The 12,708-nt window shown below is 34.3% G+C and carries 11 protein-coding genes; 6 read left to right on the forward strand and 5 right to left on the reverse strand.

Annotated elements, in window-relative coordinates; translation table 11 throughout:
- Nucleotides 1–60: 60 nt before the first annotated feature.
- The 5 genes from fadD to ACFQ02_RS02875 all read right to left on the reverse strand — a co-directional run bounded on the left by fadD (nt 61) and on the right by ACFQ02_RS02875 (nt 5,709).
- A complete protein-coding gene (gene fadD, locus ACFQ02_RS02855; protein WP_380819064.1) occupies nt 61–1,749 on the reverse strand; it encodes a long-chain-fatty-acid--CoA ligase FadD in 1,689 nt (562 codons plus the stop codon).
- Between the two features lie 65 nt (nt 1,750–1,814).
- Nucleotides 1,815–2,366: a Slp family lipoprotein gene (locus ACFQ02_RS02860; RefSeq protein ID WP_380819067.1), complete on the reverse strand. Its 552-nt coding sequence runs from the start codon at nt 2,364–2,366 to the stop codon at nt 1,815–1,817.
- 66 nt (nt 2,367–2,432) lie between these two features.
- On the reverse strand, nt 2,433–3,146 hold the full coding sequence (gene tsaB / locus ACFQ02_RS02865; RefSeq protein ID WP_380819070.1) for a tRNA (adenosine(37)-N6)-threonylcarbamoyltransferase complex dimerization subunit type 1 TsaB: 714 nt from the start codon (nt 3,144–3,146) through the stop codon (nt 2,433–2,435).
- Between the two features lie 207 nt (nt 3,147–3,353).
- Nucleotides 3,354–4,706 (reverse strand): MFS transporter, encoded by a 1,353-nt coding sequence (locus ACFQ02_RS02870; RefSeq protein WP_380819071.1) that lies wholly within the window; start codon nt 4,704–4,706, stop codon nt 3,354–3,356.
- A 205-nt stretch (nt 4,707–4,911) separates the two neighbouring features.
- On the reverse strand, nt 4,912–5,709 hold the full coding sequence (locus ACFQ02_RS02875) for an inositol monophosphatase family protein (protein ID WP_380819073.1): 798 nt from the start codon (nt 5,707–5,709) through the stop codon (nt 4,912–4,914).
- Nucleotides 5,710–6,005: 296 nt separating this feature from the next.
- On the opposite strand from ACFQ02_RS02875, the gene trpE reads away from it, so the two are divergent.
- The 6 genes from trpE to trpA are packed head-to-tail and all read left to right on the forward strand — an operon-like array spanning nt 6,006 to nt 12,650.
- Nucleotides 6,006–7,541, forward strand: a complete 1,536-nt coding sequence (gene trpE / locus ACFQ02_RS02880) for an anthranilate synthase component I (protein ID WP_380819074.1) — start codon at nt 6,006–6,008, stop codon at nt 7,539–7,541.
- A 9-nt stretch (nt 7,542–7,550) separates the two neighbouring features.
- The gene (locus ACFQ02_RS02885; RefSeq protein WP_380819075.1) at nt 7,551–8,132 is read left to right on the forward strand and encodes an aminodeoxychorismate/anthranilate synthase component II; all 582 of its coding nucleotides are present in this window, start codon (nt 7,551–7,553) and stop codon (nt 8,130–8,132) included.
- A gap of 58 nt (nt 8,133–8,190) precedes the next feature.
- Nucleotides 8,191–9,192: an anthranilate phosphoribosyltransferase gene (trpD, locus tag ACFQ02_RS02890; protein WP_380819076.1), complete on the forward strand. Its 1,002-nt coding sequence runs from the start codon at nt 8,191–8,193 to the stop codon at nt 9,190–9,192.
- 24 nt (nt 9,193–9,216) lie between these two features.
- Complete coding sequence (trpCF, locus tag ACFQ02_RS02895) at nt 9,217–10,626, forward strand: bifunctional indole-3-glycerol-phosphate synthase TrpC/phosphoribosylanthranilate isomerase TrpF (RefSeq protein ID WP_380819079.1); 1,410 nt, start codon at nt 9,217–9,219, stop codon at nt 10,624–10,626.
- 18 nt (nt 10,627–10,644) lie between these two features.
- Nucleotides 10,645–11,841, forward strand: coding sequence for a tryptophan synthase subunit beta (gene trpB, locus ACFQ02_RS02900; protein WP_380819081.1), 1,197 nt, complete (start codon nt 10,645–10,647; stop codon nt 11,839–11,841).
- On the forward strand, nt 11,841–12,650 hold the full coding sequence (trpA, locus tag ACFQ02_RS02905; RefSeq protein ID WP_380819083.1) for a tryptophan synthase subunit alpha: 810 nt from the start codon (nt 11,841–11,843) through the stop codon (nt 12,648–12,650). Before trpB ends, trpA begins: the two co-directional genes overlap by 1 nt.
- Nucleotides 12,651–12,708 lie beyond the last annotated feature (58 nt).

Raw genomic sequence — 12,708 nt, forward strand, 5'->3', positions numbered from 1 at the left:
ATTATCAAATTAAAAATTAAGGGCAATTTATTTTGCCCTTAATTAAAATACTTAGCTTTATTAATTGGCAGAACGTTTTGCAATTTCTTCATCGCGTAAAACTTGACGGAGAATTTTACCTACATTGGATTTTGGTAACTCCTCACGAAACTCAATCTCTTTTGGTACCTTATATCCTGTTAAGTATTGTCGACAATGTTGACGAATCTCATCTTTAGTCAAACTTTCATCTTTTTTCACAACAAAAATTTTAATTGTTTCTCCTGAAATTTCATGAGGGACACCAATCGCAGCGACTTCAGATACTTTGTAGTTTAACATTACGACATCTTCAATTTCATTTGGATAAACATTAAAACCCGATACTATAATCATATCTTTTTTACGATCTACAATGCGGAGCGTATAATTCTGATCCATCACCACAATGTCCCCTGTCGCTAACCAGCCATCTTTTATTACTTCTGCAGTGGCTTCAGGTCTTTGCCAATAACCTTGCATTACTTGTTCACCTTTTACCCATAATTCACCTGCTTCACCTAGTTCAGCTTCTGAACCATCATCACGAACAATTTTTACATCAGTATTTGGTACAGGTACACCTATTGAACCATCGTGTTTAGTGATATTTACTGGACAAGCAGCAATTAACGGGGAGCATTCTGTCATACCATAGCCTTCAATAATATTACAACCTGTCATTTCATGCCAACGAGTTGCAACAGATTGCTGAATAGACATTCCCCCACCCACAGATAATTTTAACGATGAAAAATCAACTTCTTTGAAATTTTCATTATTTAATAAAGCATTAAATAAAGTATTCACTCCAGTAATAGCCACAAATGAATATTTTTTAATTTCTTTCACAAAGCTATCTATATCTCGAGGATTTGTAATCAACAATCCAGTTATACCTAATTCAATAAACAATAAACAATTTACAGTTAAGGCAAACACATGATATAGAGGCAAGGCTAACACTGCTGTACGTTCACGGCTGCAATCTCCTACAAAAGGTTCTGCAATCCATTTTGTTTGAAAAACGTTAGCAATAATATTTCCATGAGAAAGCATCGCTCCTTTTGCAACACCTGTTGTTCCTCCTGTATACTGCAAAAATGCAATAGAATCACGAGATACACTAGGACGCACATATTGACGATATTTACCTATTGCTAATACTTCTCGAAAAGTCACTGCATGCGGTAATTTGTATTTTGGCACTAGCTTTTTGATATATTTAACTACAAAATTCACTAAAGTGCGTTTACCAAAAGAAAGTTGATCGCCCATTCTAGTTAAAATAACGTGCTTAACTTTAGTATTAAAAACAACTTTCTCCAACGTTGAGGCAAAATTTGATACGACAACAATCGCTTTTGCACCACTGTCTTTTAGTTGATGTTCTAGCTCACGAGGAGTATAAAGTGGATTGACATTAACTATAGTTAACCCCGCTCGTAGAATACCAAAAAGTGCAATAGGATATTGTAATAAATTCGGCATCATTAATGCTACAGGATCTCCTACCTGTAATTTTAATACATTTTGTAAATAGGCTGCAAAAGCACGGCTACGCTCTTCCAACTTACGAAATGTCAAAACTTGCCCCATATTAACATATGCTGCTCGGTCAGGGTGTTCACGAATTGCTTTATCAAACATATCCAAAATATTTTCATATTTTGAAGTATCTAATTCAAACGGTGCCCCTTCGGGGTAATTTTTAAACCACGGTTTTTCCATTATTTATCCTTATCACTTTTCGGAAATTGCCGAATTTTAACATTTAATTACAAGATTATTCAAATTTAATGCAGTTGGTAATGTATTTTAATAAGAGGTTTCCAGATTGAGTCAGCGTAAATGTTAAACATTGAACGGCGAAACAAAGGGGAGCCTTCCCAATCATTTGGATCATAATATTCAAGTGAAACATTCCAACGTTTATAGTTTTCTACTTGCACTACAGGATAAGTATATTCAGCTTGATCAATATTGCCTTTTTCTTGCAAAATTAATTTACCCACTACAGTAATATATTGATCTTGCAATACTTTTGGATCAACGAATCCTTCTAAATAAGCGATAAAACGACCATCGGATTGTTTTTCTAAATTTGGTTTCGCTGAATATTTACTAATTGGAAAACTTAAAATTTCTAATTTTGTTTGTTTTTTTAAGGCTACAGCAGAAATAATTTGTCCACCTAACCGCACTTTTTTGCAACCACAAGTATAATCTTCTGCGTTAATTTGAGTTAGTGCCTGAATATCCACATTTTCTGTTTGTAAACCTGGCGGTATAGAAATACAGGCGGTCAAAAAAACACAACAAATTGTTATTAACGTAAATTTTTTCATATAACCTCCAAAATTTGAGATTCCCTATTACATTTGACCGCACTTTACCCTATTTTGTTTGAACTTTTAGGTACGATTAGGCAATTTTTTCCATGTAACTTCATTTCGCAAATAAATTGGTTCAATTTCTACCGCACTTATCCACTCTTTTTGTAAAAATTTGGGTAGAGCAAGGCTTAACATAAATTGTGCTGAAGGTAGCTCAATACCTGTATTATTAGTTAACCCTTCTACAATAAATTGAGAATAAGCATTCCAACCAGTACCCACTCTATCCCATTTTTTTTGTTTATCATTAAGTTGATTTAATAACTTTTCAGGAGAACAAACCTGCTCATTTATGATTTCATTCCACTGTAAAAACGATTGATTTTCAATCTGTATTTTTTCTCCTTGCAAAGCACTAAAATAAACTTCGTTCATTCTTGCATCAATAGCACAGATTACATCTGTGACATTGTCACGAGAATAAAGTTGCTGTGCCATTGCAGTTAAGTTTGAAATAGGTATTGTTGGTAAATCTGCCCCAAAAGCTAAACCTTGTGCAATGCCCACACCAACACGAACACCAGTAAAGCTGCCTGGTCCTCGACCAAACACTAAGGCATCAACTTGATTTAAGCCAATCGCTGATTGTTGTAGAATTTCATCGATCATCGGTAAAATACGCTTAGTGTGATTACGCTGTGCCAATTCTTGTAAAGCGGTTATTTCGCCTTTATATAATAACGCTACAGAACAAGACTCTGTAGATGTATCTAGAGCTAGTAAAGTTGTCATTGTTTTTTTGTATCCATAAAATTTTTTCGAATTGTACCACGTTGTTGAAATCTCGTGTATGTTTTGAAGTGGTTAAGTTTTTTAAAGATCTTATTGGATTTGTCATTAATGATATGGATATGGGAACACAAAGTGCGGTGCATTTTAAAGATTTTTTCTAAATTCGATAAAAACGCACCGCACTATTTTTTGTGGAATAATTTGAATCTAAACTATACTAGCTTTATTTTTCTTACTTTGATAATACACAATGATAGCAAATAATATGGAAGCCATGACAGAGAACACATCTGCTGCTATCCAAAAATAAGATAGACTTTCAAAATCGTAAATTTTTTGTCCAGCTTCATTAATTACTGTAGTTTTATCGATCATAAAACCAGTTAAAAATTCACCTAATGCGGCACCAGCATAGCCAAATACCCCCATCATACCTAATGCAATTCCAGAAGCTGATTTATGAGAAATATCAGTAGCAAGCAAACCGCCTAGGAAACAAAGCTGAATACCTAATGTAATACCAAATACAGATAAAGCAATGATAGAAAACCATGTATTTCCATTTGGAGCAAAAAGAAATGCAGCAAGAGATATTGTATTAATTAAGCTCACACCTATCGTCATCATGTTACGTTTTCCGTGTAAGAAATGATCAGATAACCAACCAGATGCAATTGTGCCTAAAATACCAACAATACTATTTACACTAATGATAGATGCAGCTTCAAGTGTGGTGTATCCTTTACCATTTTCTAAGAAGAACACTCCCCAACTATTTACGCCATAACGTGCAATATACATACAGCAAGAAGCTAATGCCAAAATCCAAATCGCTGGATTTTTTACTACTGCCCATTGATGTTTTAGTACTTCTTTGTTATCTAATTCTTCAGTTTTTGTCTCAGTTTTTATGATAGGTTTAAACCCACAAGCTGCTGGGGAATCTTTCATAAACATTACTGCAACAAGAACACCTAATAATCCCATTACACCAGCGAAACTAAAACCTGCACGCCAACCAAAAGCAGTAATAATCGCCGCAGTAACTACAAATGTAATCCCTTCCCCTACGTTATGTGCAACTGACCAAAACCCATAGTAAGATCCACGTTCTTTATCTTCATACCAGCGTGACAAAGCAACTACACAAGGTCCAACCCCCATTGATTGCACCCAACCATTAAATGCCCAGATGATCGTTAATGCAATTGCACTAGTAGTCATTCCTGTTGCAAAATTACATAATGCAGAAAAAAACAGTCCTACAGATAAAAAACGAACAACATTTGAGTGATCTGCAACTGCACTATTTACAAATTTGCCAACAGCATAAGTGATAAATACAGCTGAACCAATTACGCCTATTTCTGTTGCAGTCAGTAGGTTATTATTTACTAGTGCTGGTTTCGCTACGTTGAATGATAAACGACAAACATAGTAGAGTGCATAAGCAAAAGAAAATGCCCAAAAGTTCTTCATTCTAGTACTTTTGAACATTTTTTCTGTGTAATTCCCCAAAGGGATAGCTGGGCTTGCTTTAAAGAAAGTTAAGATAGACATAATAAAGCTCCTTTCTACATAAATACTTTGATATAATTAACCAACTTTGAAACTACAGTTTGGCTTTAAATTAAAAAGAATGCTGCCAATAACGATTGACTGTAACACGATAAAAACTAAAAACCTTTGACTTTTCTACTATTCGATATTCTTCCTTTTATTGTAAACTGTGTTTTCATCTAATTTTTCAATTAGATACGTAAATTTAAGAGAAAGAATCTCTCATATGACTTAATGTATTAAAAAGTTCTTCTGAAGAAGTGGCTAAAATATAATTTCCTTTTAGCAATCCATCGTTTTCCATGAAATTATTCGTTTTTCCACCCGCTTCATTTATCAACAATATGGCAGCAAAAGTATCCCAAGCATTAATATGTGGCTCAAAATAACCTATTAAACGTCCAGCAGCGACATAAGCAAGCATCAAGGCTCCAGAACCATTACGAATAAACATTCCACCATCAAGTAATATTTGGTGCATAATTGGAGTGAATGTACTTGGGTGAACACGATGAGAAACACCTAATCCCATTAAACCTTCTTTTAAAGAAACCGCACTTGCAGTTGATATAGGTTTATCATTTAGAAAAGCTCCCTGTCCTTTCATAGCATGGAAAAGCTCATTATGTTGAACATCAAATACCACACCTGAAACGATTTCTTGCTTATATAAAACCGCTATAGAAATACACCAAGCATGTAAACCATACAGAAACGGACTAGTTCCATCAATTGGATCAACTACCCAACAAAATTGTTGTTCTAAATGATCAGCTCCCGATTCTTCTCCTAAAAAACCGTCATCTGGAAAACGTTCTTTTAATGCTTCTTTAATGATATTTTCAACAGTTTTATCTGCAATACTCACTAAATCTTGTTGCTCACCTTTCTTGCATTCAATTTCAAGCTTATCCCTATTTAAATAAAAATTAAGAGCAGCCTCCCCTGCTTTTTTTGCAATCTCTTTTGAAAACAAGTAACGCTCTTTTATTGCAACATTCATAATAATTCCTCCTATTTTTCAGTAAGAATCTATTTAACAATCAATACTCAAACTGTACTATCACAAGCATTTTAAATATGCATAAATGACATCAAGGCATTTCAGAATGAATATTTTCTTATTTAGAATATCAAAATGTTTATTTCATTTCTATGAAATGCGTCACACTTTGGCAAAAAACAAAAAATAATGAACTAGTAATTTACTAAAGATTAAAAATAAAGATTAGATAAGCCTTGACAACATAATAATATACTAGTTTAATAGTACAAAAGTTTTTTTAAGGAAATAAGTTAATGGCTTTTGTTCATACCCTACTGCATTCTATACCTTATCATGATGATCCTACAGCAATTTTTGTTACTGTTTGTCAAAATAAAAAAAACTCCCTTTTGCTGGAATCAGCAGAAATCAGCAGTAAAAATAGTTTAAAGAGTCTGCTTTTAATTAGCCCAGCAATTAAAATTGTGTGTCATAACAACCATGTCAGTTTTTTTGCTCAATCTACAAATGGAAAGGCGACATTACCTCTGATTAAACAACGATTGCAAAATATTTCTCAACTAGTCACTGAAGATGATAATCATATTGAAGTCGCCTTTGCACCTCTATCAACTAATTTAGATGAAGATAGCAAATTACAAGCACCTACTGTTTTTGATGGTTTACGCTGTGTAGTTGGGCTTTATGCAGAAAGTGAAATCCCTGTTTTACTTGGCGGATTGTTTAGTTATGATTTAGTAACAAATTTTATTCCAATGGAAAATATTCCGTTAAAAGATGATGAATTACATTGTCCTGATTATGTATTTTATTTAGCTGAACAGTTATTAGTGATCGATCATCAAAAACAACAAACTGAACTACAAACTTTTTGCTTTGATCCTATAGAATTGCCATGTTTAAAACAGGCTGCTTTCGAGATTCAAAAAAAATTACAGAAAATTGAACCGCACTTAACTATTAAACCAGCCCCAACTACTGTCAATGAAAATTTAAATGATACTCAATTTAAAAAAATTATTGAGCAATTAAAACAGCATATTTATATGGGTGATGTATTTCAAATCGTGCCATCACGACGTTTTTCAATACCGTGTCCAAATCCTTTATCTAGTTATCGTCGTCTTAAACAAACTAATCCAAGTCCGTACATGGTATACATGCAAGATGAAGACTTCACGTTATTTTGTGCATCGCCTGAAAGTGCGTTGAAATTTAATTCAGCTAATCGCCAATTAGAAATTTATCCTATTGCTGGATCTCGCCCAAGAGGATTTAACTCAGACGGTAATATTGATCTTGAACTTGATGCCCGCTTGGAATTAGAACTTAGACTAGATAAAAAAGAATTAGCAGAGCATTTAATGTTAGTGGATTTAGCTCGAAATGATATTGCTCGAGTTTGTGAAAGTGGTAGCCGCTATGTCAAAAACCTCATGCAAGTAGATCGCTATTCACATATCATGCATTTAGTATCCCGTGTAGTAGGCAAACTGCAGTCAGAATTAGACGCATTACACGCTTACCAAGCCTGTATGAATATGGGGACATTAACTGGTGCTCCAAAAGTTAAAGCAATGCAACTCCTCTATCAATTAGAACAACAGAAACGCCATAGTTATGGTGGTGCAGTAGGATATTTATCTTCTGATGGAAATTTTGACACTTGTATCGTGATTCGTTCTGCTTTTGTACAAAATGACATTGCTTATATACAAGCAGGTTGCGGTGAAGTGTTGGATTCTGATCCGCAAATGGAAGCTGACGAAACGCGTCACAAAGCCAAAGCAGTAATTAACGCAATTTCTTATATCAACAGTAAAGGGTAAGAGAACATTATGGCAAATATCATTTTTTTAGATAATTTTGATTCCTTTACTTACAATTTAGTGGATCAATTCCGAACTCTAGGTCATCAAGTAAAAATTTATCGTAACGATTGTGACTTAAATATAGTAGAACATACCGCACTTTCATTACCTGATTGTATTTTAGCACTATCACCAGGTCCTGGTGATCCACAACAAGCAGGAATTTTACTACCATTAATTCAGCGTTTAAAAAATAAAATACCAATGATTGGCATTTGTTTAGGACATCAAGCAATAATTCAAGCTTTCGGTGGAAAAGTTGTCCATGCAGGTGAAGTAATGCACGGCAAAGTTTCTGCAATCAACCACGATGCCGAAGGACCATTTAAAAATTTAAATAATCCAATGCCAGTAGCTCGCTATCACTCGCTAATGGGAATAGACTTACCTGATGAGTTAATCGCAAATGCTGACTATAACAATATTGTTATGGCAATAAGACATCGTTCTTTACCAATTTGTGGATTTCAATTTCATCCTGAAAGCATTTTAACAGTACATGGAAATCAATTATTAGCAAATACAATAGAATGGCTATTATCACGTTAGATTTAATAGTTATTTTTTGCTTTTAACTAGTTCAAATTAAGAATAACAAGGAAATATTATGGATATTAACGAATTACTTTTATATTTATTTGAAGGTAAACCTCTTACTCAGCAACAATCAAAACATTTATTTACTGCGATCATAAACGGAGAATTACTTAATGAACAACTTTCTGCGGCACTAATCGCATTAAAATTAAGAGGAGAAACTACCAAAGAAATCACTGGTGCGGTTTATGCAGCATTAGAAAATGCTGAGTTTTTTCCATCGCCCAATTATGAATTTGCTGATATTGTTGGTACAGGAGGTGATGGTGCTAATACAATCAATATTTCTACCGCTTCAGCAATTGTCGCTGCGGCTGCAGGATTTAAAGTAGCAAAACATGGTAATCGTAGCGTATCGAGTAAAAGTGGCTCAAGTGATGTATTAAATGCCCTAGGAATAAAAATTGATATGGATGCCAACACTGCTCGTAAAGCACTTGATGAAATTAATTTATGTTTTTTATGGGCTCAACAATATCATACAGGATTTAAACATGTTGCATATGTTCGCCAACTATTAAAAACACGGACTATATTCAATATTCTAGGACCACTATGCAATCCCGCTCGTCCACCCTATCAACTTCTAGGCGTTTATTCAGCAGATTTAATTCAACCTTATGCGGAAACAGTAGCACGTTTGGGACATAAACATACTATTGTTGTACATGGTGCAGGGCTAGATGAAGTAGCTATCCATAGTAAAACAGATGTCGCTGAAATCCGTGACGGAAAAATAGCACGTTATATCCTTTCCCCTCGTGATTTTGGCTTAAAATCACAACCGCTTGAGAGCTTACGTGGTGATGATCCTAATGAAAATGCTAAAATTCTTACCGCACTTTTAAAAGGAAAAGGAAAAACAGCACATGTACAAGCAGTTGCGATGAATACAGCTTTATTAATGAAATTATTTGGACATGATGATCTAAAACAAAATACTATGCAGATCATTGAACTGATTAATTCAGGTAAAGCTTTTGAAACATTAGAAAAATTAATTGTGTACTAATTTTTAGTTATTTGGAATAAAACTATGTTGAACTTAAATGAAAAACCAACAATTTTACAAAAAATTGTGCAAGATAAATTGCAATGGTTATCTCAAAAAGAGCGAGATTTTCCTCTCGAAAAATTTAAGCAAAAAATCCTAAAATCTGACCGCTCTTTTTATCAAGCATTAAGTAAAGGTACACATAAACGTCCTGCTTTCATTTTAGAATGCAAAAAAGCTTCACCTTCTAAAGGTTTAATTCGTGAAAATTTCGATTTAACAAACATTGCTAATGTATATAAAAATTATGCTTCAGCCATTTCAGTACTAACTGACGAAAAATATTTTCAGGGAGATTTTTCTTATATTTCTCAAGTTCGTGACATTGTCACGCAGCCAATTTTATGCAAAGATTTCATCGTTAGTAAATATCAAATTTATTTAGCCCGTTTATATAAAGCTGATGCTATTTTACTCATGCTATCTGTTATTGATGATAACACTTATCGCCAGCTTGCGGATTTAGCACATTCTCTTAATATGGGGGTGTTAACAGAAATATCTAATCAAACAGAATTACAACGAGCTATTGCTTTAAATGCTAAAGTGATTGGGATTAATAATCGTGATTTGCGTGATATGTCAGTGAATTTAGATCGTACTCCTCCATTTGCTATCCAAATTCCATCAGATCGTATTATTATTAGTGAATCTGGTATTTATCATCACGCTGAAGTTAAGCAGTTAAAAACGTATGTACATGGTTTTTTAATTGGCGGTAGCTTGATGGAAAGTTACGACCTGAACAATTCAATACGAGCAATTATTTTTGGCGAAAATAAAGTCTGTGGATTAACTCGTCCACAAGATGTTAGAAAAGCGTATGCTAAAGGTGCATTATATGGTGGTTTAATTTTTGCAGAAACATCTCCACGTCAACTTTCATTACGTCAAGCCCAAGAATTAGTAACTCAAGCTCCTTTACGTTTTGTTGCCGTTTTTCAAAATCAGCCAATTGAATTTATTGTTAAAATAGCTACTCAATTAAAGCTTTTTGCAATACAGTTACATGGTTCCGAAAGTGCTGAATTTATTACCTCACTTCGTCAACAGCTACCGCCAACCTGCCAAATCTGGAAAACTATTTCAGTGCAAAATGATGATAAAAGTGCGGTACAAATTGAAAAAAATTTAATGATAGATCGCTATGTATTTGATACTAAAACTAAACACCAACAAGGTGGCACAGGGCTAACTTTCGATTGGTCGCTAATTCCTACTAAATTAAAGACTAAAGTCATGCTAGCTGGAGGCCTAAATTTAGAAAACATTGATATTGCACTCAATCAAGCATGTTTAGGACTTGATCTTAACTCAGGCGTTGAAAGTAATGTCGGTGTAAAAGACGAAAAAAAATTGAACGATATTTTTTCTAAAATATTAGATAACTAATAAAATAAAGGAGCAATTATGTCAGATACTTTATTAAATCCTTATTTTGGTGAGTTTGGTGGTATGTACGTACCTGAAATTCTGGTTCCAGTATTACAACAATTAGAAAAGGCTTTTGTCGAAGCACAGCAGGATCTTGAATTTCAGAGAGAATTTCAGGATCTATTAAAAAATTATGCAGGTCGCCCAACAGCTTTAACATTATGTCGTAATCTCACTAAAGGGACTAAAACTAAACTCTATTTAAAACGTGAAGATTTACTACATGGCGGAGCACATAAAACTAATCAAGTATTAGGGCAAATTCTACTTGCTAAGCGTATGGGAAAAACTCGTATTATTGCTGAAACGGGGGCTGGTCAACATGGCGTGGCAACCGCATTAGCATGTGCGATGCTGAGCATGCCTTGCCGTATATATATGGGAGAAAAAGACATTAAACGTCAATCACCAAATGTATTTCGAATGCGACTAATGGGAGCTGAAGTAATTGCTGTAGAAAAAGGCTCTCGTTCACTAAAAGATGCCTGTTGTGAAGCTATGCGTGATTGGGCTGCAAATTATGAAACAACGCATTATTTATTAGGTACCGCTGCTGGTCCTCATCCTTTTCCAACTATCGTACGTGAATTTCAAAAAATGATAGGAGAAGAAACTAAACGTCAACTTTTTGAAAAAGAAGGACGTTTACCCGACGCAGTGATAGCGGCTGTAGGTGGAGGATCAAACGCAATTGGAATGTTTACAGATTTTATTGAAGAAAAATCTGTTCGTTTGATTGGTGTTGAACCAGCAGGAAAAGGGATCAAAACAGGACAACATGGAGCTCCGTTAAAACATGGTTCAGTTGGCATTTATTTTGGTATGAAATCACCGCTCATGCAAACAGAAGATGGACAAATTGAAGAATCTTATAGTATTTCAGCTGGACTTGATTTCCCTTCTGTTGGTCCTCAACATGCTTACCTTAATGCTTGTGGACGAGCTGAATATGAAAGTATCACAGATGATGAAGCTCTTGATGCTTTCCAGCAATTGGCTCAACATGAAGGTATAATTCCTGCTTTGGAAAGCTCGCATGCTGTCGCGTTTGCATTAAAAATGATCAAAGAAAATCCCAATCAAGAACAACTGTTAGTTGTAAATCTGTCAGGACGTGGCGATAAAGACATTTTTACAGTAAATGATATTTTAACAACTCAGGGGAAATTTTAATGAAAACAAGATTTAATCAATTATTTACGCAGCTAGCAGAAAAACAACAAGGTTGTTTTGTACCTTTCGTTACGCTATGCGATCCTGATTTTGACCGTTCTTTCGATATTATTTGTACGCTTATAGAAAATGGAGCAGACGCCTTAGAATTAGGTTTCCCTTTTTCTGATCCCATGCTCGATGGACCTGTGATCCAAGCTGCAAACAATCGAGCCTTAAACGCAAACTGTAGTACAAAAGAAAGCTTTGAATTGGTTAAAAAAGTGCGGTCAAAATATCCTAATATTCCAATTGGATTGTTATTATGTGCCAATTTAATTTATGCTCAAGGATTAAATAATTTTTATCGACAATGTGCAGAGGTAGGTGTCGATGCTGTACTAGTTGCAGATATTCCTTTATTTGCTGCTCAACCTTATATTCAAGCTGCACAAAAGTATCATATCCAACCAGTGTTTATTTGCCCACCAAATGCAAGTGATGAAACTATTCAAAATGTTGCACAATATAGTAAAGGCTATACTTATTTAGTCTCTCGTTCAGGAATTACAGGAGCAGAAAATCAACATTGTGCGACTAATTTAGATCATTTAATCGAAAAACTCACCGCACTTAATGCTCCTCCAATTTTGCAAGGCTTTGGAATATCAACGACAGAACAAGTAAAAAATGCTATTCGATTAGGTGCTAAAGGTGCAATTTCAGGTTCTGCTACGGTAAAAATCATTGAAGATAATTTAAATAATCACGTTAACTGCCTAAAAGAATTAGCAATTTTTGTAAAAAAAATGAAACAAGCAACACTTTAATTCTTCTTTTAAAAAGAATTTTATTCTAAATGTAAAATTCTTTATTTAATTTATTGAG

The sequence above is a fragment of the Seminibacterium arietis genome (assembly GCF_042675725.1).
Taxonomy (GTDB): domain Bacteria; phylum Pseudomonadota; class Gammaproteobacteria; order Enterobacterales; family Pasteurellaceae; genus Seminibacterium; species Seminibacterium arietis.

Excerpts from the sequence above, each read along its gene's own strand:
- trpA (WP_380819083.1), top strand. The coding sequence starts at position 11,841 with ATGAAAACAAGATTTAATCAATTATTTACGCAGCTAGCAGAAAAACAA.
- ACFQ02_RS02860 (WP_380819067.1), bottom strand. The coding sequence starts at position 2,366 with ATGAAAAAATTTACGTTAATAACAATTTGTTGTGTTTTTTTGACCGCC.
- trpD (WP_380819076.1), top strand. The coding sequence starts at position 8,191 with ATGGATATTAACGAATTACTTTTATATTTATTTGAAGGTAAACCTCTT.
- fadD (WP_380819064.1), bottom strand. The coding sequence starts at position 1,749 with ATGGAAAAACCGTGGTTTAAAAATTACCCCGAAGGGGCACCGTTTGAA.
- ACFQ02_RS02875 (WP_380819073.1), bottom strand. The coding sequence starts at position 5,709 with ATGAATGTTGCAATAAAAGAGCGTTACTTGTTTTCAAAAGAGATTGCA.
- trpE (WP_380819074.1), top strand. The coding sequence starts at position 6,006 with ATGGCTTTTGTTCATACCCTACTGCATTCTATACCTTATCATGATGAT.
- ACFQ02_RS02870 (WP_380819071.1), bottom strand. The coding sequence starts at position 4,706 with ATGTCTATCTTAACTTTCTTTAAAGCAAGCCCAGCTATCCCTTTGGGG.
- trpCF (WP_380819079.1), top strand. The coding sequence starts at position 9,217 with ATGTTGAACTTAAATGAAAAACCAACAATTTTACAAAAAATTGTGCAA.
- ACFQ02_RS02885 (WP_380819075.1), top strand. The coding sequence starts at position 7,551 with ATGGCAAATATCATTTTTTTAGATAATTTTGATTCCTTTACTTACAAT.
- tsaB (WP_380819070.1), bottom strand. The coding sequence starts at position 3,146 with ATGACAACTTTACTAGCTCTAGATACATCTACAGAGTCTTGTTCTGTA.
- trpB (WP_380819081.1), top strand. The coding sequence starts at position 10,645 with ATGTCAGATACTTTATTAAATCCTTATTTTGGTGAGTTTGGTGGTATG.